Here is an 18,989-nt window from a genome sequence, read left to right on the forward strand (position 1 = left end):
AGGATCAGAGCCATGCCCGACTCCCCCGACATCCCGGCGACCGACTCCGACGTCTCGGGATTCTCCTACGAGCAGGCGCGCGACGAGCTCGTCCGCGTCGTGTCCGAGCTCGAGCAGGGCAGCTCCACGCTCGAGCGCTCACTCGCCCTGTGGGAGCGCGGCGAGGCCCTCGCCGCCCGCTGCGAGGAGTGGCTGATCGGAGCACGCGCCCGGCTGGACGCGGCCCGCTCCGGAGGGGCGGCCGCCGGATGAGCCGCGACAAGCCGGCGCGGGTCGTCGCCGAGCTCGGGCGCCCGGAGACGGCCGCCGAGACGGCCGCCCGCAAGGCCGAGAACTCCCGGCTCTACCGTCAGCGCAAGACTGTCAACAACCTCGTCTTCTCGCTGCTCGCGACCGTCGGCGCCGTCGCGCTCATCGTGCTGCTCGTCCCCCGCGGCGACACCGTGGAGCTCGCCTCGGTCGACGTGCCTCGCGTCGCCGCGCAGGTCCAGCTGGGCGAGGAGCAGACGCTCGCCGTGCCCGCCCTGCCCGAGGGCTGGAAGGCCAACGCGGCCGAGCTGCGCCGCGAGAACGGCACCGACTACTGGTACGTCGGCCTGATCACCCCGAAGGCGGGCTACATCGGCCTGAGCCAGGGGCTCGACGCGGACGCGGCCTGGGTCGCGACGCAGCTCGACCGCCGCGCGGCGACCGGCGTCGAGACGATCGACGGCCGCGACTGGACCGTCTACGACCACCGCGACTCCGGCGACGACACCGGCAACACTCCCTACGCCCTCGAGACGACGCAGGGCTCCAGCACCTACCTCGTCTACGGCACGGCCCCGACGGACGAGATCCGGCAGGTCGTGGACGCCATCACCCCGCAGATCGGCCAGGAGGAGTCCCGATGAGCCTCGGAACCAGCAGCACCGTCCCCCGCGAGTCCCGCCCGCCGGCGTGGGTCTGGAAGGAGATGCTCCGCGGCAACCAGCGCTTCGTCGCCGGCGAGCCCCGCCACCCCCGCCAGGACGTCGAGCGCCGCGCCGAGCTCGCCGCCGCGCAGGCCCCGCTCGCCGCGCTCTTCGGCTGCAGCGACTCCCGCCTCGCGGCGGAGATCATCTTCGACCTGGGTCTCGGCGACCTCTTCGTCGTCCGGAACGCCGGCCAGGTGATCGCCGACTCGATCATCGGCTCGCTGGAGTACGGCGTCGCCGTCCTCGGCGTCAAGGTGCTGCTCGTGCTCGGCCACGACGAATGCGGAGCGGTCCGCGCGGCGATCCAGTCGCAGGCGCCCGGCGCCGAGCGGCTCCCCCCGCACATCGAGCACCTGATCGAGCCGATCATCCCCGCGGTGCGCCGCCACGTGGGCGCGCAGCCGGACGGCCGCGTGCTCGTCGACCCGTCGGCGACCGACGCGCTGGCCGTGGGCCGCGAGCACCTCCGGGACACCGTCGCCGAGCTGCTCCAGCGATCCCCGCTGATCGCGGACGCGGTCGCGACCGGGCGGCTCGCCCTCGTCGGCGCCAACTACCGGCTCTCGGACGGCACCGTGATGTCCGATGTCGTGCTCGGCATCGAACCGCCCGAGCTCAGCCCCTACGTCTCCGAGCTGGAGCGCGACTCCGACTCGGCCTCCTCCGCCGCCGCTCCGAGCGCGGTGGGATCGGATCCCGCGTGAGCGGCTCCGGACAGCACAGCACCAACCGATCAGACAAGGACGAACACAGCGTGGTGGATCACTCCCCGACCGACGACTCCGGCGACTTCCGCATCGAGCACGACACGATGGGCGAGGTGCGGGTCCCGCGCGACGCCCTCTACGCCGCGCAGACCCAGCGGGCGGTCGAGAACTTCCCGATCTCGGGTGCGGGCCTCGAGCCGGCTCAGATCGCCGCCCTCGCCCGCATCAAGAAAGCGGCGGCGCTGGCCAACGCCGAGCTGGGCGTGCTCGACGCAGACATCGCCGCCGCGATCGCCGACGCGGCCGACCTCGTCGTCGGTGGCGGCTACGACGCGCACTTCCCGATCGACGTCTACCAGACCGGCTCGGGCACGTCCTCGAACATGAACATGAACGAGGTGCTGGGTTCGCTGGCGACGACGGCCCTCGGCCGAACCGTGCACCCGAACGACCACGTCAACGCCTCGCAGTCCTCCAACGACGTGTTCCCCACCTCGGTCCACGTCGCCGTCACCGGCGCGCTGATCGAGTCGCTGATCCCCTCGCTCGAGCAGCTCGCCGAGTCGCTCGAGGTCAAGGCGGAGCAGTGGGCCGAGGTCGTCAAGGCCGGCCGCACGCACCTGATGGACGCCACCCCGGTGACGCTCGGCCAGGAGTTCGGCGGCTACGCCGCGCAGATCCGCCTCGGGATCGAGCGCGTGCAGTCGGCGCTCCCCCGGGTCGCCGAGGTCCCTCTCGGCGGCACCGCGGTCGGCACCGGGATCAACACCCCCGCCGGCTTCCCGCAGAAGGTCATCGCGCGCCTCGCGGAGGAGACGGGACTGCCCGTCACGGAGGCCCGCAACCACTTCGAGGCCCAGGGTGCGCGGGACTCGCTCGTCGAGGCCTCCGGCGCCTTGCGCGTGCTCGCGGTGAGCCTGACCAAGATCAACAACGACCTGCGCTGGATGGGCTCCGGCCCCAACACCGGCCTGGGAGAGCTGCGGATCCCCGACCTGCAGCCCGGATCCTCGATCATGCCCGGCAAGGTGAACCCGGTGATCCCGGAGGCCGTCCTGATGGTCTGCGCACGCGTGATCGGCAACGACGCCACCATCGCCTGGGCCGGCGCCTCGGGCGCCTTCGAGCTGAACGTCGCGATCCCCGTCATGGGGACGGCGCTGCTGGAGTCGATCCGCCTGCTCGCGAACTCGGCGGTGCTGCTCGCCGACAAGACCGTCGACGGCCTCGAGGCCGACGTCGAGCACGCCCGCGCCCTCGCCGAGTCGTCCCCCTCGATCGTCACTCCGCTCAACAAGGTGATCGGCTACGAGGCCGCCGCCACGGTCGCGAAGAACTCGGTCGCCAAGGGCATCACCGTCCGCGAGTCCGTCGTGGACCTCGGCTTCGTCGAGCGCGGCGAGGTGACGGAGGCGCAGCTCGACAGCGCCCTCGACGTCATGTCGATGACCCGCCCCGGCTGAGCCCGCCCCTCCGACGGCCCGTCCCTGCGCTCGGCGCGGGGGCGGGCCGTCAGAGCACCAGCCAGAACCCCGCGAGCAGGAACGGTCCGAGCGCGACCCGCCCGCGGACGCGCAGCGCGAGCACCCACAGCCCGGCCGTCGCGAAGGCGAGAGCAGGGGCGACGACGACCTGCTCGGGTCCGAGAGCCGCGAGCGGCGGTGCGAGGGCCGCCTGGAGCTTCACGTCGCCGAGGCCCAGCCCGCCCGCCGCATGGAGCAGGCCCAGGCACAGCACCGTCGCCAGGACGGCGAGAAGCGTCCCCTCCGTGGGCGCGAGGGCGGCTCCGACCGCCAGCAGCGGGAGGGTGATCGCGTTCGGGAGCCGGTGCCCGCGCACGTCCGCCAGCACCAGCGGCACGCTCGCGAGCGCCACCGGAACGAGGCCGGGCGCCCGACCGAGGTGCGGGGCCGCGATCAGGAGGAGCACCAGGGCCCCCAGGAGCAGGGCGGTCCGGTCGAGCAGAGGTCCTCGGAGCATCCGCCGAGACTAGGGCGCACCGCCCCGCGCGCGTCGGAGTTCTCCACAGGGCGGCCCGCCGGAGCGTCGCGAGCGGCGGCAGGGGCCCGTCCGACGACCGGCTTCAGTCGCGCGGAGGCAGCGGTCCGAGCAGGAGCGACGCCCAGGCGCCGTGCGCCGACGCGTCGTCGGAGGGGTGGAACCGCCCCGCGAGCACGTCGCGGTAGAGGCGGCCGAGTTCCGACCTGCGCTGGTACGCCGAGCCGCCCGCGATCCGGACGGCGCTCTCGACGACGCGGAGCGCTCCCTCCGTGGTGCGGATCTTCACCCCGACCAGCGAGGGGAACCAGCGCGCACCGCGGTCGACGAGCGCGTCCACGTCGGCCGCCGCCGAGCGCAGCGGCGCCTCGAGCCCGTCGAGCAGCATCCCGGTCTCAGCCACCCGGTGCCGCACCTCGGGATCCTCGGCCAGCGGCCGCCCGCCCGCCCGGAGGGAGGTCCGGCGGCGGACGGAGGCGACGGCGAGCTCGAGCGCGCGCTGCGCGACGCCGAGGTAGACCGAGGAGATCAGCAGCTCGAAGGCCGCGAAGACGGCGAAGACGAAGGGGTCGGCGGTGGGTCCGACGGGGAGCGAGCGGATCATCCGCTCGGCCGGGACGACGACGCCGTCGAGCACCGTCGTGCGGCTCTGGGTCGCGCGCATGCCGAGCGTGTCCCAGTCGTCGCGGACCTCGAGTCCGGCGACGGACGACTCCGGATCCTCTCGGTGGACGAAGCCGTGCACGAGCCGCGGCTCCGTCCCGCTGTCGTCCCGGCCGAACACGCCGAGCCGGGTCCAGGCGGGCGCGAGGGAGGTGAAGACCTTCGTGCCGGTGAAGCGGTAGCCGCCGTCTCCGAGCGGCTCCGCGCGCGTCAGCGAATCCGAGAGCACCAGATCGTTGCCCGCCTCGCTGTTGCCGAAGGCGAAGACGTGGCCCGCCGCGGCGTCGACGAGCACCGGGCGGAGGGAGTCGTCGCCCCGCTCCAGCAGGAGGCGCGCGATCCCGGTCCAGACCAGGTGCATGTTGACGGCGAGCGCCGTCGCGGGCGCGGCGGTCGCGAGGCGGGTCTGCTCGGCGGCCGCCTGCTCCAGGCCGAGGCCGGCACCGCCGAGCTCCTCGGGGACGAGCAGCGCCAGGTACCCGATCCTGCGCAGCTCGTCGAGGTCTTCCGCGCAGAAGGCGTTGCGCTCGTCGTAGTCGGCCGCGCGGGTGCGGAAGCGCTCGAGGAGCGCGTCATCGAGGATGCTCACCAGCCCACGCTACGCCCCGGTGCCCCGCAGAGACGCGTCCGGCCCGGGGATCACCGGATCCCGCGGGCCGGACGCGCGGCGTGCCCGTCAGGCGAGCTCGTTAGACTCCAGCATCTCGGTGACCAGAGCGGCGATCGCCGAGCGCTCGGAGCGTGTCAGCGTGACGTGCGCGAACAGCGGGTGGCCCTTCAGCGTCTCGATCACGGAGGCGACCCCGTCGTGCCGGCCGACCCGGAGGTTGTCGCGCTGCGCCACGTCGTGGGTCAGCACCACCCGGGAGTTCTGGCCGACGCGCGAGAGCACCGTGAGCAGGACGTTCCGCTCCAGCGACTGCGCCTCGTCGACGATCACGAACGCGTCGTGCAGCGAGCGCCCGCGGATGTGCGTGAGCGGCAGCACCTCGAGCATCCCGCGCTCGATCACCTCGTCGAGCACGTTCTGCGACACCAGCGCCCCGAGCGTGTCGAAGACCGCCTGCGCCCAGGGGTTCATCTTCTCGGCCGCATCGCCGGGCAGGAAGCCGAGGTCCTGGCCGCCCACCGCGTAGAGCGGCCGGAAGACCATGATCTTCTTGTGCTGGCGCTTCTCCAGCACCGCCTCCAGGCCCGCGCAGAGCGCCAGCGCCGACTTGCCGGTGCCGGCCCGGCCTCCGAGCGAGACGATGCCGACCTCCGGGTCGAGCAGCAGGTCGATCGCGAGCCGCTGCTCCGCCGACCGCCCGTGCAGGCCGAAGACGTCCTTGTCGCCGCGGACGAGCGTGATCTGCCGCTTCCCGGTGACCCGCGCGAGAGCGGAGCCGCGGTCGGAGTGGACGACGAGTCCGGTGTTGACCGGGATGTCGGCCACGACGTCCGTGAAGAGGCGCTCGCGGTCGTAGAGCTCGCTCATCGCGTCGCCGCCGAGCGTCACGTCGTCCATCCCGGTCCAGCCGGACTCGGGGGCCTGCTCGGCCAGGTACTCCTCCGCCGCGAGACCGATGGAGGCGGCCTTCACCCGCATCGGCATGTCCTTGGACACGACGGTGACCGCCGCGCCCTCGCTCTGCAGGTTGAGCGCGACGGCGAGGATCCTCGCGTCGTTGTCGCCCATCTGGAGCCCGCTCGGCAGCACCGACATGTTCGAGTGGTTGAGCTCGACGCGCAGCGTGCCGCCGCGGCCGACGGCGATCGGGAAATCGAGGCGCTCGTGCTGCACCCGCAGCTCGTCGAGGCGGCGCAGGGCCTGCCGGGCGAAGTAGCCGATCTCGGGATCGTTGCGCTTGCCCTCGAGCTCGCTGATGACGACGATCGGCAGCACGACGGCGTGCTCCGCGAACCGGAACATCGAGGAGGGGTCCGACAGGAGCACCGAGGTGTCCAGGACGTAGGTGCGGAGGAGCTGATCGGCCGGATCCGACGAGCCGTGCTGGACACGGCGGTGGACGCCGCCCTGCGTCCCGGTCTGAGGATCCATGCCCTGGGGAACTGTCACGACGACTCTCCACACTCCGGGGGCCGGAGCCCCCGGCTCATGTCCTCGAGCCGGCCTCATCGGTGCGTGTCGTGCACCGCGCAGTGTCCCTTCGGCGTCTGCGCGATGTCGAGCCGTACATCTGTGGCCGTCTCGACCAGGCGCTGTACCTGATGACTCGAACCTAACCCGGCGAATGACATCCGTGTGCTTCTCACCGCTACGAATGTGTAACCAGTGTGTGAACGCGCGGAATCCGGCCTAGTAGTCGATGCTCGTGGCCGACGAGATCAGGGCGGCGCGGAGCAGCGCGAGGGTCTCGTCGGTGGTGCCGGCGTGCGCGCTGAAGCGGACGGTGCTCGGCCGCAGACGCGCGGTGACGCCGTGCGCGGCGAGGGAGGCGGCCAGCGGGGCCAGCTCCTCCGGCTCCGGCTCGACGACCACGATGCCGGCGCGCTCGTGCTCGCCGCGGGAGCCCACCACCGCCAGTCCGAACTCGTCCGCCAGATCCACGATCGCGCTGACCCGCTCCGCCACGAGCGCGGCGATCGTCGACTGCCCGACCGCCGCGACCTCCTCCAGCGCCGACGCGAGCCGGGCCTGGGCGATCGGGTCCGGGTTGCTGATGCTGAAGGCCCGGGCGTCGCCGCGCGGCGGAGCCACCTCGTCCCACGGCTCCGCCTGCTCCGATCCGGTCCAGCCGGAGAGCACCGGCGTCAGCCGCGACAGCGCCCGCTCGCTGAGCGCGAGGAAGCCGGTCCCCCACCCGGCGCGGAGCCACTTCTGGCCGCCGGTGACGACCACGTCCGCCAGCTCGTAGGGCGCGTCCACGACGCCGAAGCCCTGGATGGCGTCGAGGACGAGCATCCGGTCGCCGATCACGTCTCGGATCGCCGCGACGTCCGCGAGGTAGCCCGTGCGGGAGTCGACCAGGCTCACCGCGACGGTCGTCACATCGTCCGCGAGCTGCTCGCGGACCGCCTCCGGCGTCACCCGTCCCTGCTCGGTGCGCAGCCACCGGGGCTCCACCGACCCGAGGGCCTGCGCTGAGCGCACCGCCGCGAACGGCAGGCTCGGGAACTCCGCGGCCGACAGCAGCACCGCGCCCGAGGCGCCGAACAGCGCGTGCAGGAGGCCGGTCGAGGTGTTGGGCTGGAAGACGACGCGGTCGGCGGGGACGCGCACGAGCGCCGCCGCGGCCTCCCGGACGCGCTCGTCCTGCCGGAACAGCTCGTCGAGGGTGCCGCTGCGCGCGCGCACCAGCAGCTCGACCGCCGCCTCCTGCTCGGCGGCGACGGTCGCCGAGAGCGGGCCCACCCGGCCGAAGTCGAGGTACCCCGTCTCCTCGCCGAAGCCGGCGAGGTAGTCCTCGGTCGTGGTGGAGGTGGCCTCGTTCGAGCTCATGCCGGCCCTTCCGGTCGGTGATGCGGCAGGAGCCGCGAGGTCAGCTGCCGAAGCGGCGGTGCCGTCCGGCGTAGTCGCGGAGCGCCCGGAGGAAGTCGACCTCGCGGATGTCGGGGCCGAGCGCCTCCATGAAGTAGAACTCGCTGTGCGCGCTCTGCCAGAGCATGAAGTCGGAGAGGCGCTGCTCCCCCGAGGTCCGGATGACCAGATCGGGGTCGGGCTGCCCGCTGGTGTAGAGGTGCTCGCCGATGAGCTCCGGGGTCAGCAGGCCCGCGACGTCCTCGATGGAGGACCCGCGCTTGCCGTGCTCCTCCAGGATGCTCCGCACGGCCTGGGCGATCTCGTGCCGGCCGCCGTAGCCGACCGCGAGGTTGACGTGCAGGCCCGTGTGGGAGGCGGTGCGCGCCTCCGCCGTGTCGAGCGCGGCCACGAGCGACGGCGGGAGGCCCTCATCGGAGCCGACGTGCTGCACGCGCCAGTCGGGCTGCTGGGAGACCTCCTCGGCGAGGTCGGCGATGATCGCGATCAGCTCGGTCAGCTCGCTGCTGTCCCGGCCGACGAGGTTGTCCTGCGAGAGCAGGTAGAGGGTGACGTGGCGCACGCCGAGCTCGTCGCACCACTGCAGGAACTCGTGCACCTTGGCGGCGCCCGCCCGGTGGCCGTGCGCGGCGGTCTCGAGGGCCCGCTGCCGCGCCCAGCGCCGGTTGCCGTCGATGATCATCGCGACGTGGTTCGGCAGGGAGTCGGGGGGAAGGCTCGAGCGGAGGCGCTTCTTGTAGACGCCGTAGAGGAGGTCCCTTCCCACAGGCAGTCTCGGCTTCGGCACAGTGACACGGTAGTCGGTCCGGGGCGCTCCTCGGAGCGCGGCGACGCTCGGCGTCGGTCCGGGACGGCGTCGTAGTCTGTCCGGCATGAGCCAGCGGCCGACGCCTCCCCCGTCCGATCCCCGCGCCCGCACCGTCCGCGCCGGCGACGCCGACGGAGTGGACGGCCCCGACCTGCCCGTCCTCCCCCTCGTCGAGGACGCGATCGAGCACGACTCCTCGGCGGAGGTCCGGCCGACCTGGCGCGGCTGGATCCACGCAGGCCTCTTCCCGCTGGCGATCGTCGCCGGAGCGGTGCTGATCGTGGTCGCGGAGGGGACCGCTGCGAAGTGGGCGGCCGCGGTGTTCGCCACCACGTCGCTCCTGCTCTTCGGCAACTCCGCGCTGTACCACCGCTTCGACTGGAAGCCGCGGACGAAGATGATCCTGAAGCGGATCGACCACGCCAACATCTTCCTGCTGATCGCCGGCACGTACACGCCGCTGGCCGTGCTCGCCCTGCCGCCCGCGCAGGGCACGCTCCTGCTGGTCCTGGTCTGGGCGGGGGCGCTGCTCGGAATCGGCTTCCGCGTCTTCTGGATCGGCGCGCCGCGCTGGCTCTACGTGCCGCTCTACCTGCTGCTGGGCTGGGCGGCCGTGATGTACCTCGGCCCGCTCTTCGAGGCCAGCGCCACGATGATGGTGCTCGTCCTCGTCGGCGGGCTCTGCTACTCCGCGGGCGCCGTGATCTACGGGATCAAGAAGCCCAACCCGTTCCCGGGTGTCTTCGGCTTCCACGAGATCTTCCACGCCCTCACGGCCGTGGCGTTCCTCTGCCACTGGACGGCGGCACTGATCGTCTCGCTCCACCCCGCCTACAACGCGTAGCGGGGCCCGGGCGACCGCTGCGGGCCGGGCTCAGCTCCCGCTGCGCTCCGCCTCCTCGGCGTCGAGCCGCTCCTTCACCTGCGCCGTGTAGGTGGTGCGCCGCACGCGGCGGACCATGTCGAGCGCGAGGAGGACGGCGGCGAGGGCGATCACGAGCATCGTGACGAAGCCGAAGAGGCCCGGCGTGACCGTGTCCTCGTTGAACTCGGGACCCGGGGTCGGCACCGTCGTCGAGGCGAGGACGACGGCGCGCTGGGCGCCCTCGAGCAGCCCCGCGATCACGCGCGCACCTCGTCCGCGACGGCGACGCCGGAGCCGTCGGGCTCGGGTGACACCGGGGCCTCCCCCGAGGGCTCGGGATCCGGGGCGATCGGCGGGACGACCGCGGTCGGGCCCGGGGCGAGCTCGGCCAGGTCGAGACCGGCGAAGAGATCGGTCTCGGGCGTCGGCGCGTCGACCCGGCTCTCGACGAGCTGGAAGTCGTCGGTCGGCCAGGCGGCGTCGATCGCCTCGTGCGGGAGGAAGAAGAAGGCGTTGTCCGGAGCGACCTGGCTGGCGTGGGCGAGCAGAGCCGCGTCGCGCCGGTCGTGGAAGCCGGAGATCACGACGCGCGTGGTCGCGAGGTACGGGGTGTCCTCGTTCCAGCGCTTCATCTCCTCGAACACCGACAGGCGCGGGTCCTCCGGATCGATCGAGCGCAGGTGCTCGGCGATCGCCCGCAGCTTCTGGCCGCTGAAGACGCGGTCGTAGTAGAGCTTCGAGATCGACCACGGAGCGCCCGTGCCCCGGTACTCCTCGGCGAGGCCCGCCGCGCGGTACGCCTCGACGGCGACCTGGTGGGCGCGGATGTGGTCGGGGTGCGGATAGCCGCCGTTCTCGTCGTAGCTGATGATCACGTGCGGCCGGAACCGGCGGACCAGGCGCACGAGCGGCGCGGAGGCGGTGGCGAGCGGCAGTCCCGCGAACGAGGCGGCGTCGACCTTCCCGTCCTCGGGCATCCCGGAGTCCACGAAGCCGAGCCAGGCGTGCTCGACGCCGAGCGCCGCGCGGGCGGCCGCCATCTCGTACCGGCGGAGACCGCCGATGTCGCGCTCGGCGTGCGCGCGGGCCTCGAGGCCCTCGTTCAGCACGGAGCCGGCCTCGCCTCCGGTGCAGGAGACCACCATGACCTCGGCGCCTCGCGCGGCGTAGGCGGCCAGCGTCGCCGCGCCCTTGCTCGACTCGTCGTCCGGATGGGCGTGCACGGCGAGGAGGCGCGGAGTGTCCCGCACCTCCGAATCGACGGAGACCTCGACGGCCTGGGACACGATCGCTCGATTCCTCGGGGTTTAATGGGTTCGGCGCTCCCGTCCGCGAAGGACGCGCGCCACCCGTCCAGAGTAGACGCATCACCCAGGGAGTTCCGTGGCCGCCCGCACGTCCGAGAGCGTCGAGGGAGCCGCCGCGCCCGCGCTCGATCCGGACGCGGTCCGCGCCGCCGGACCCCTCGCCACCCGCTACGGCCGCACGGAGCGCACCCGCCGCGGCAACCGCTGGCTCTTCGGCGGCGTCGCGCTCGCCTTCGTCGCCGTCTTCGCCGCCTGGGTGATCTGGGCCGGACTCGACGGAGCGCGCGGCGGAGTGGACGTCCAGGACACCGCGCACCAGGTCGTCGACGACCGCTCCGTCACCGTCTCCTTCGACCTCGCCGCGCCCGCGGGCCGCGAGGTCGCCTGCGCGGTCCAGGCCCTCAACGAGCAGTCCGCCGTGGTCGGCTGGCGGGTCGTGGAGTACCCCGCCTCGACGGAGCGGTTCCGCTCCTACACCGAGACGGTCCGCACCACCGAGCTCGCGAACACAGGTTTGATCTCCTCCTGCTGGCTCCCGTAGGCTTGCCCGAAGCCCTGACGGACTCGTCGGGGCCTCGCCATTCCCACCGCCGCCTGACGCCGGCCGTCCCCACCGCCGGACGCGGACACCTCCGCACGGTGCTGCCGGGCGCCGCGAGCGCGGCCCGCAGAGCAGGAGCCCACCATGGCCGACCAGTCACAGGTGACCTGGATGACCCAGGAGTCGTACGACCGCCTCGAGGCGGAGCTCACCGAGCTGTCCACCAACGGACGCGAGGAGATCGCCAAGCGCATCGAGGTCGCCCGCGAGGAGGGCGATCTGAAGGAGAACGGCGGCTACCACGCCGCGAAGGACGAGCAGGGCAAGATCGAGGCCCGTATCCGCCAGCTGACCTCCCTCCTCCGCGAGGCCGAGATCGGCACGCCCCCCGAGAGCCACGGAGTCGTCGAGGCCGGCACCATCATCACCGCCGAGATCGCGGGCGACGAGTCCCGCTTCCTCCTCGGCAACCGCGAGATGGCGGGCGAGAGCGACCTCGACGTCTACAGCCCCCAGAGCCCCCTCGGCTCGGCCATCATGGGCCTGAACGTCGGCGACACCACCCGCTTCACAGCACCCAACGGGCGGGAGATCGAGGTCCGCGTCGCCAACGTCGAGACCTGGTCCGGCCACTGATCGCACGTCGCGGTGTTCTCCGCGGCGTTGTCGTCGGGCGCGATAACGCCGGTATCGCTTCCTCCTCCGCCTTGCGGAGAACACCGCGACGCACGATCAGCCCTCTCAGACGGGAGGCGCCGGCTTCGCGGCGTTGTCGACGGGCGCGATACCGCCGGTACCGCTTCCTCCTCCGCCTTGCGGAGAACGCCGCGACGCACGATCAGCCCTCTCAGACGGGAGGCGCCGGCTTCGCGACGTTGTCGTCGGGCGCGATACCGCCGGTACCGCTTCCTCCTCCGCCTTGCGGAGAACGCCGCGACGCACGATCAGCCCTCTCCAGACACGGGGGCGGGCGCCGGCTTCGCGGCGACGGGGGCGGGCGCGGTACCGCCGGTACCGGCTTCCTCCTCCGCCTTGCGGAGAACGCCGCGACGCACGATCAGCGCCCTCTAGACGGGAGGCTCCGGCTACGCGGCGACGGCGTGGGGCGCGAGATCGCTCGTACCGGCTTCCTCCTCCGGCTTGCGGGAACGCCGCGACGCACGATCAGCCCTCTCCAGACAAGAGGGCGCCGGCTTCGCGGCGACCACGCGGGGCGTGAACACCGTGCGCCCGAGGGCGGTCAGTTGCGGGAGATGCGGGGGGCGTAGCCGGCGTCGGTCAGGACCTGGATGACCCGGTCGGCGTGCTCGGGGCCGCGGGTCTCGACGCTGATCTCGATCTCGACCTCGCTGATCTGCAGGCCCCGGCCGTGCCGGGTGTGCAGCACCTCGACGACGTTCGCGTTCGCCTCCGAGATGAGCTCCGCGATGCGCGCCAGCTGCCCCGGCCGATCCGGCAGTCCGATGCTCATCTTGAGGTAGCGCTCCGACGCGGCCAGGCCCCGGCTGATCACCCGCTCCATCATCAGCGGATCGATGTTGCCGCCCGAGAGGATGACCGCGGTCGCTCCGGCGTCGCGGATCCTCCCGGTCAGGATGGCCGCGATGCCCACCGCGCCCGCCGGCTCCACCACGAGCTTCGCCCGCTCCAGCAGAACCAGCAGGGCCCGGGCGATGTCGTCGTCCTCGACGGTGACGACCTCGTCCACCATCTCGCGGATGATCGCGAAGTTCAGCTGCCCCGGCTTCGCCACGGCGATGCCGTCGGCGATCGTCGGGGTGATCGTGATCGCGGTCGGCTCCCCGCTCGCGAGCGAGAGCGGGTACGGCGCCGCATTGGCCGCCTGCACGCCGATGACGCGGAGGGTGCGCCCCTCCTCGGCCGCCTTCTGCTTGGCCGCCGACGCGACCCCGGCGATGAGGCCGCCTCCGCCGATGGGCACCACGATGGTCTCGACGGCGGGGGCCTGCTCGAGGATCTCGAGACCGACCGTGCCCTGGCCGGTGATCACGTCGGGGTGGTCGTAGGGCGGCACGAAGACCGCACCGGTGCGCTCGGCGAACTCCGCCGCCGCCGCGAGCGCCTCGTTGAAGATGTGGCCGCTCAGGACCACATCCGCGCCGTAGTCGCGGGTGGCCGCGAGCTTGGGCAGCGCGACGCCGATCGGCATGAAGATCGTGGCCTTGATCCCCAGCTCCCGCGCCGCGTAGGCGACTCCCTGCGCGTGGTTGCCGGCGGAGGCCGCCACGACTCCTCGTGCTCGCTCCTCCGGGGTGAGCCGCGACATCCGGAACACCGCTCCGCGGATCTTGTAGGAGCCGGTGCGCTGCAGGTTCTCGCACTTGAGGAACACGGGCGAGCCGAGGACCTGCGCGAGGAAGGTGCTCGTCTCCATGGGGGTGGCGGCGATGACGGGGGCGAGGACGGCGCGGGCCGCCTCGAACTCGTGGAGGGCGGGTCCGACGACGCGGCTAGTCTGCATGCTCTGCGGCAACTCTCTCGGGGGTTCGGGTCGGCGAGCGCCAGGCTCCGCTCGCGACGTACTTGACCATGACGTTGAGCGTGGCCACGACGGGCACCGCGAAGAAGGCGCCGGCGATGCCGCCGATGATCGAGCCTCCGGCCACCGCGAGCACGACGGCCAGCGGGTGGACCTTGACCGCCGACCCCATGATCAGCGGCTGCAGGATGTGGCCCTCGAGCTGCTGCACCGCGAGGACGACGATGAGGAGGAAGAGCGCGATCAGCGGCCCGTTGTAGACCAGCGCGATGAAGACGGCCAGCGCTCCCGTCACCACGGCGCCGATGACCGGCACGAAGGAGCCGAGGAAGACGAGCACGCCGATCGGGATGGCCAGCGGGACGCCGAGGAGGAAGGAGCCGAGTCCGATGCCGACCGCGTCGACGAAGGCGACCAGGATCTGCACCTTGACGAAGTTGGTCAGCGTCACCCACCCTGCGCGACCGGCACCGTCGACGGCTCCGCGGGCGCGGTGCGGGAAGAGGCGGACGACCCAGCTCCAGATGTTCGGCCCGTCGATCAGGATGAACAGCGTCGAGAAGAGGGTGAGCAGCACGCCCGTCAGGAGGTGGCCGACGGTCGAGCCCACGCTGAGCGCCCCGCTGACCAGCATCCCCGAGTCCTGCTGCAGGGCGACGAGCGCCTGCTGCGCGTACTGGTTGATGTCGGTCTCGGTGAGGTGCAGAGGCGACTCGAGGAGGAAGGCCTTGAAGTCGTCGTAGGACTGCACGGTCTGCCGGCTGAGATCGTCGAAGCCGGAGTAGACCTGGGTGACGACGAGGAAGAGGAGCCCGCCGATCACCACGACGATGCCCAGCTCCGCCAGGACGACGGCGGCCCACTTGGGCCAGCGGTGGCGCTGGAGGAAGCTCGAGAACGGCACGAGCAGGGCGGCGATCACGATCGCGAGCAGGAGCGGTATGACGATCAGCCGCAGCTCGACGACGAGCAGCACCAGCACCGCGAGCGCGGCGACCACGACGAGGACGCGCCAGGCCCAGGCGCCGGCGATCCGCATCCCGTCGCTCACGAAGGCCGAGTCGGCGACGGGAGCGGGCCGGGAGAGGGCGGCCGGGGCGGCGGGCGCGGCGGGCTGGACGGCGCGCGGGCCGGAGGTGCGGCGGGACCTGCCGAGTCTCATCTGACCAGACTAGGCCCCGGCGCATACCCCGCGCGGTATCCCCGCGGAGTGCTCATGCGGTGGCGCGGGCCGCCGCCTGCTCCGGTGCCGGGCCGACCGCGACCGGGCGTCGCGCGGGCAGCACGCCGACCCGCTCCCCCGGCTCGAGGCGGTGCCCCGACGCGTGCTGGACGGCGACCTCCTCGCCTGTCGACAGCCGGACGGTCGAGCGCCGCACCGGCCCCAGGAAGCTCGAGGCGAGGACGACTCCGGGCAGGGAGTCGGCAGCGCCGTCCGCGACGACGGCGAGGTCCTCGGGGCGGAGGAACACCGAGACGGGCCCGTCCGCCGCCGCCGCGTCGACGAGCGGCAGGCGCACGCCGAGCGCGAGGACCGATCCCGACGAGACCGTCCCCGCGACCACCGTCGAGAGGCCGACGAAGCGGGCCGTGAAGGCGGTCGCCGGGCGCGCGTAGAGGTCCTCCGGTGCGCCCAGCTGCTCGATCCGCCCGGCGTTCATCACCGCGACGCGGTCGGCGACGGCGAGCGCCTCCTCCTGGTCGTGCGTGACGAAGAACGTGGTGATGCCGATCTCGGACTGCAGGCGCTTGATCTCGTCGCGCAGCTGGACGCGGACCTTCGCGTCCAGGGCCGACAGGGGCTCGTCCAGCAGCAGCACCCGGGGCCGCGTGACGAGGGCGCGCGCGAGCGCCACCCGCTGCTGCTGGCCGCCGGAGAGCTCGTGCGCGTAGCGGTCGCCGAGGGCGCCGAGGCCCACGACCTCCAGCGCCTCCCCCGCGGCCGCCCGGCGCTCGCGCGCCCCGACTCCGCGGGTGCGCAGCCCGAACTCGACGTTCTCGCGCGCCCGCAGGTGCGGGAAGAGCGAGTACGACTGGAAGACCATGCCCATGTCGCGCTTCGCGACGGGGACGTGGGCGACGTCCTCCTCGTCGACGAGGATCCGCCCCGCGTCGATCCGCTCGAGACCGCTGAGGGCGCGCAGAGCGGTGGTCTTGCCGCAGCCGGAGGGGCCGAGCAGCGCGATGAACTCGCCCGGGGCGACGTCGAACGAGACGCCGTCGAGCGCCCGCGCGGAGCCGTAGTGCCGCTCCACGTCGACGAAGCGCACGCGGGCGCCGGGGAGGGTGGGAGCGGTCACGAGGAGCCTTTCGAGGAGCGCGCCCCGCCCGTCGGCAGGCCGATCCGCGCGAGGCGGCCGATCCCGAGCAGGAGGGCGAAGGCGAAGAGGAGGGAGAGCAGCGAGAAGATCACGGCGACGTAGGCGTCGGACTTCGACACCTGCACCAGTCCGGTCTGGAGGGTGGTGCGGCTGAGGAGCGAGGCGATCGTGTACTCGCCGAGCACGACCGCGACGGTGATCAGCGCGGCCGCGACCAGGCCCCGGCGCAGGTTCGGCAGGAGGACCCTCCCGAGCACCGCGAACGGTCCCGCGCCGAGCGAGCGGGCCGCCTCCGAGAGCGTCACGGCGTCCAGCCCGGCGAGGTCCGCCGCCACGGCGCGGTAGGCGTAGGGCAGGACCAGCACCCCGTAGGCGAGAGCGAGCGTCCACGGCGCGGAGCCGGCGATCCGGGTGACCACGGAGTAGACCGGCGCGAGGCCGACGACGAGGACGATGGCGGGCACGGTCAGCGGGAGCAGGCAGACCAGCTCCAGAGCACGGCGCAGGCGCGGGAGCCGGATCTCGACGAGCAGCATCGTCGGCACCAGCAGGACCAGGACGATGAGGGCGGTGACGACGGCGAGGACGAGCGAGTTGCCGATCCCCTGGAACAGCGAGCGGTAGGCGCGCTCGTTCTCCGGATCGAGGATCGCCGTCCAGTGCGAGAGGTCGTGGCCGCCGGCTCCGCGGAGCGTGAACTCGGCCATCGCGACGATCGGGACGGCGAACACCAGCCCGGTGATCACGAGCACCGCCCCGGACAGGAGCCGCGCGGGCCTCATCGCTGCCACCGCCGGGCCCGGCGCTGCAGCAGCGCGTACCCGGACATCAGGACGACCATCACCGCGAGCATCCCGAGTGCCAGGGCGCCCGCGAGGTTCTCGCGGCCCAGCACCGTCTCGCTGACCAGCGCGGCGCGGATCTGCAGCGGTACGATCTGCGCGCCCTGGCTGATCAGCGCCGCCGCGGTGGCGAAGGAGGAGAACGCGTTCGCGAACAGCAGCAGCACGCAGCCGAGGAACGACGGCGCCAGCACCGGGAGGGCCACGTGCAGCCAGTAGCCGAGCCGCCCCCCGCCGAGCACCGCGTTCGCCTCGGCCCACTCCGGACGCAGGCCCTCGAGCGCGGGCAGGAACGTGAGCACCATCAGGGGCACCTGGAAGTAGAGGTAGGGCAGCACGAGGCCGGGCAGCTGGTAGAGCCACACGCCGTCGGCGTAGAGGTCGACGCCCGCTCCGGCGAGGAGGGTGGTCACCAGTCCCTGCACGCCGATGGTCGCGATGAACGCGAACGCGAGCATCACACCGCCGAACTGCGCGAGGACGCTCGCCGCCGCGTCGACCACGGTCCGGAGAGGCCCACGCGGATCGGAGCCGAGCAGGGCCAGGCACACGACCGCGCCGAGCACCGCGCCGACGACGGCGGTGACGGCCGAGAGCCCGAGCGACGCGCCGAAGGCCGACAGCACGACGGGGTCCCCGAGCGCCAGCACGTTCGCGGTGGTGAAGCGGCCGTCTCCGTCCGTGAATCCGGTCGCCACCGCGAGGACCGTGGGGACGGCCAGGAACAGCAGGACGTAGAGCGCGAAGGGGGCGACGCCCAGCACGGCCGGGGCGCCGCGCCGTCCCCGGGGCGCGGACGCCCCGGAGACGGCCTCGGCGGGAGCGGTGGTCACTGGATCGCCGCGGCCCACTTCTCGGCGAGGAGCGACGAGGCCGCCTCGGTCTGCTCCTCCGTGAACTGGACGAGGTCGGAGGGAGCGGCGCCGACGGCGTCGAGCGCGTCCTGGTCGACGGTGCCGGCCTCGGTCATCGCGGCCAGGCGCACCGGGTAGGCGCCGGCGGCGAGGTAGAGGTTCTGCGCGGCGTCGGAGTAGAGGTACTCCTGCCAGAGCCGCGCGGCCGCGGGGTGCGGAGCGTCGGCGTTGACCGCCTGGTTGTAGTAGCTGCCGACGGCGGAGCCCGGGAGGACGGTCGTGGTCCACTCGCGGGTGCCCTCGTTCGCCTTGCCGGCGGCGAGGTTGTTGTAGCTCCAGTCGAAGACGACCGGGGTCTCGCCGGAGGCGATGGTGGCGTCGGTCGGGTCCAGCGGCAGGAAGTTGCCGGCGTCGTTCAGCTTCTCGAAGAAGTCGATCCCGGGCTGGACGTCGTCGGCGGAGCCGCCGGACTGGAGAGCCGCGAGCTGCACCGCGGCCGCGGCGGCCCCCGCCTGGGTCGGGTCGCCGTTGATCGCGACCGAGCCGCGGTAGTCGGCGCCGAGGAGGTCCTCGAGCGACGTGGGCGCAGGCACCGCGTCCGCGTCGAACCCGATCGACATCAGGCCGGTGTAGTCGTTGACCCAGAGGCCCGACTCCTCCTTGTTCCCCTCGGGGATGTCGTCCCACGACTCGACCTTGTACGGCGCGAACATGTCCGTGTTCGCCAGCGCGACGGCCGGCCCCAGGTCGAACACGTCGGGAGCGGTGTCCTGCCCGGCGAGGTTCTTCGCGGTGCTGATCTCCTCCGCGGAGGAGACGTCGGGGTCGGCGGAGTTCACGGTGATGCCGTACTCGTCCTCGAAGCCGCTGATCAGCGCGCCGTAGTTCGCCCAGGTGTCGGGCAGGGCGATGACGTTGAGCTCGCCCTCGGCCTTCGCGGCCTCGACCAGGGCGTCGAGCCCGCCGAGGTCCGCGGCGGAGGTGGCGGACGCGGCGTCCGCGCCGGCGCCGTCGGACGAGGCGGTGGCGCCGCCGGAGCAGGCCGAGAGCGTGAAGACGAGGGCGGTGCCGGCGGCGGCGACCGCGGCGGTGCGCGACAGGCGCTGAATGGTCAAGGGTCCTCCAGGAGTCGGGTGGGCCGCCCCG

The 18,989-nt window shown here is 72.8% G+C and carries 20 protein-coding genes; 7 read left to right on the forward strand and 13 right to left on the reverse strand.

Annotated features, from left to right (window positions below; genetic code table 11):
* Positions 1–12 precede the first annotated feature (12 nt).
* The 4 genes from GSU45_RS10735 to GSU45_RS10750 are packed head-to-tail and all read left to right on the forward strand — an operon-like array spanning position 13 to position 3,126.
* Positions 13–252, forward strand: a complete 240-nt coding sequence (locus GSU45_RS10735; RefSeq protein ID WP_159914869.1) for an exodeoxyribonuclease VII small subunit — start codon at positions 13–15, stop codon at positions 250–252.
* Positions 249–893: a DUF4245 domain-containing protein gene (locus GSU45_RS10740; RefSeq protein ID WP_159914871.1), complete on the forward strand. Its 645-nt coding sequence runs from the start codon at positions 249–251 to the stop codon at positions 891–893. The genes GSU45_RS10735 and GSU45_RS10740 overlap by 4 nt, the downstream gene beginning before the upstream one ends.
* Entirely contained in the window at positions 890–1,660 is a 771-nt protein-coding gene (locus tag GSU45_RS10745) for a carbonic anhydrase (RefSeq protein WP_208543427.1), read from the forward strand. The genes GSU45_RS10740 and GSU45_RS10745 overlap by 4 nt, the downstream gene beginning before the upstream one ends.
* Positions 1,661–1,710: 50 nt before the next feature.
* Entirely contained in the window at positions 1,711–3,126 is a 1,416-nt protein-coding gene (locus tag GSU45_RS10750; protein WP_159914873.1) for a class II fumarate hydratase, read from the forward strand.
* Between the two features lie 49 nt (positions 3,127–3,175).
* Here GSU45_RS10750 and GSU45_RS10755 read toward each other — a convergent pair whose 3' ends face one another.
* The 5 genes from GSU45_RS10755 to GSU45_RS10775 form a co-directional block, all read right to left on the reverse strand.
* Positions 3,176–3,643, reverse strand: coding sequence for a prepilin peptidase (locus GSU45_RS10755; RefSeq protein WP_159914875.1), 468 nt, complete (start codon positions 3,641–3,643; stop codon positions 3,176–3,178).
* Positions 3,644–3,746: 103 nt separating this feature from the next.
* On the reverse strand, positions 3,747–4,913 hold the full coding sequence (locus tag GSU45_RS10760; protein WP_244248095.1) for an acyl-CoA dehydrogenase family protein: 1,167 nt from the start codon (positions 4,911–4,913) through the stop codon (positions 3,747–3,749).
* Positions 4,914–5,000: 87 nt separating this feature from the next.
* Positions 5,001–6,365 carry a PhoH family protein gene (locus GSU45_RS10765; protein ID WP_104224423.1) on the reverse strand — a complete coding sequence of 455 codons (1,365 nt, stop codon included), beginning with the start codon at positions 6,363–6,365 and terminating at the stop codon, positions 5,001–5,003.
* A 258-nt stretch (positions 6,366–6,623) separates the two neighbouring features.
* Positions 6,624–7,766 carry an aminotransferase class V-fold PLP-dependent enzyme gene (locus GSU45_RS10770; protein ID WP_159914877.1) on the reverse strand — a complete coding sequence of 381 codons (1,143 nt, stop codon included), beginning with the start codon at positions 7,764–7,766 and terminating at the stop codon, positions 6,624–6,626.
* Positions 7,767–7,806: 40 nt separating this feature from the next.
* Positions 7,807–8,571 (reverse strand): isoprenyl transferase, encoded by a 765-nt coding sequence (locus tag GSU45_RS10775; RefSeq protein WP_279630826.1) that lies wholly within the window; start codon positions 8,569–8,571, stop codon positions 7,807–7,809.
* A 193-nt stretch (positions 8,572–8,764) separates the two neighbouring features.
* Between GSU45_RS10775 and GSU45_RS10780 the strand changes: the two genes are divergently transcribed.
* Complete coding sequence (locus GSU45_RS10780; RefSeq protein WP_244248295.1) at positions 8,765–9,457, forward strand: hemolysin III family protein; 693 nt, start codon at positions 8,765–8,767, stop codon at positions 9,455–9,457.
* 30 nt (positions 9,458–9,487) lie between these two features.
* Here GSU45_RS10780 and GSU45_RS10785 read toward each other — a convergent pair whose 3' ends face one another.
* Together GSU45_RS10785 and mca are read right to left on the reverse strand one after the other, a co-directional pair.
* Positions 9,488–9,739 (reverse strand): hypothetical protein, encoded by a 252-nt coding sequence (locus tag GSU45_RS10785; RefSeq protein ID WP_244248096.1) that lies wholly within the window; start codon positions 9,737–9,739, stop codon positions 9,488–9,490.
* Positions 9,736–10,764, reverse strand: coding sequence for a mycothiol conjugate amidase Mca (mca, locus tag GSU45_RS10790; RefSeq protein WP_244248097.1), 1,029 nt, complete (start codon positions 10,762–10,764; stop codon positions 9,736–9,738). Before mca ends, GSU45_RS10785 begins: the two co-directional genes overlap by 4 nt.
* A 97-nt stretch (positions 10,765–10,861) precedes the next feature.
* Between mca and GSU45_RS10795 the strand changes: the two genes are divergently transcribed.
* A complete protein-coding gene (locus GSU45_RS10795; RefSeq protein WP_159914883.1) occupies positions 10,862–11,326 on the forward strand; it encodes a DUF4307 domain-containing protein in 465 nt (154 codons plus the stop codon).
* Between the two features lie 144 nt (positions 11,327–11,470).
* Positions 11,471–11,962 (forward strand): transcription elongation factor GreA, encoded by a 492-nt coding sequence (gene greA / locus GSU45_RS10800; RefSeq protein ID WP_159914885.1) that lies wholly within the window; start codon positions 11,471–11,473, stop codon positions 11,960–11,962.
* 604 nt (positions 11,963–12,566) lie between these two features.
* On the opposite strand, the gene ilvA is transcribed toward greA, so the two are convergent.
* Genes ilvA through GSU45_RS10830 form a run of 6 tightly spaced genes read right to left on the reverse strand, consistent with a single transcriptional unit; the run spans position 12,567 to position 18,952 of the window.
* Complete coding sequence (ilvA, locus tag GSU45_RS10805; protein ID WP_159914887.1) at positions 12,567–13,808, reverse strand: threonine ammonia-lyase; 1,242 nt, start codon at positions 13,806–13,808, stop codon at positions 12,567–12,569.
* The gene (locus GSU45_RS10810) at positions 13,798–14,988 is read right to left on the reverse strand and encodes an AI-2E family transporter (protein WP_159914889.1); all 1,191 of its coding nucleotides are present in this window, start codon (positions 14,986–14,988) and stop codon (positions 13,798–13,800) included. Before GSU45_RS10810 ends, ilvA begins: the two co-directional genes overlap by 11 nt.
* 52 nt (positions 14,989–15,040) lie before the next feature.
* A complete protein-coding gene (locus GSU45_RS10815) occupies positions 15,041–16,126 on the reverse strand; it encodes an ABC transporter ATP-binding protein (RefSeq protein WP_159914891.1) in 1,086 nt (361 codons plus the stop codon).
* On the reverse strand, positions 16,123–16,929 hold the full coding sequence (locus GSU45_RS10820) for an ABC transporter permease subunit (RefSeq protein WP_159914893.1): 807 nt from the start codon (positions 16,927–16,929) through the stop codon (positions 16,123–16,125). Before GSU45_RS10820 ends, GSU45_RS10815 begins: the two co-directional genes overlap by 4 nt.
* Positions 16,926–17,822, reverse strand: a complete 897-nt coding sequence (locus tag GSU45_RS10825) for an ABC transporter permease (protein WP_159914895.1) — start codon at positions 17,820–17,822, stop codon at positions 16,926–16,928. The genes GSU45_RS10820 and GSU45_RS10825 overlap by 4 nt, the downstream gene beginning before the upstream one ends.
* Positions 17,819–18,952 (reverse strand): ABC transporter substrate-binding protein, encoded by a 1,134-nt coding sequence (locus GSU45_RS10830; RefSeq protein WP_208543543.1) that lies wholly within the window; start codon positions 18,950–18,952, stop codon positions 17,819–17,821. Before GSU45_RS10830 ends, GSU45_RS10825 begins: the two co-directional genes overlap by 4 nt.
* Positions 18,953–18,989: the final 37 nt, after the last annotated feature.

It is taken from the genome of Rathayibacter sp. VKM Ac-2801 (assembly GCF_009834245.1).
Classification (GTDB): domain Bacteria; phylum Actinomycetota; class Actinomycetes; order Actinomycetales; family Microbacteriaceae; genus Rathayibacter.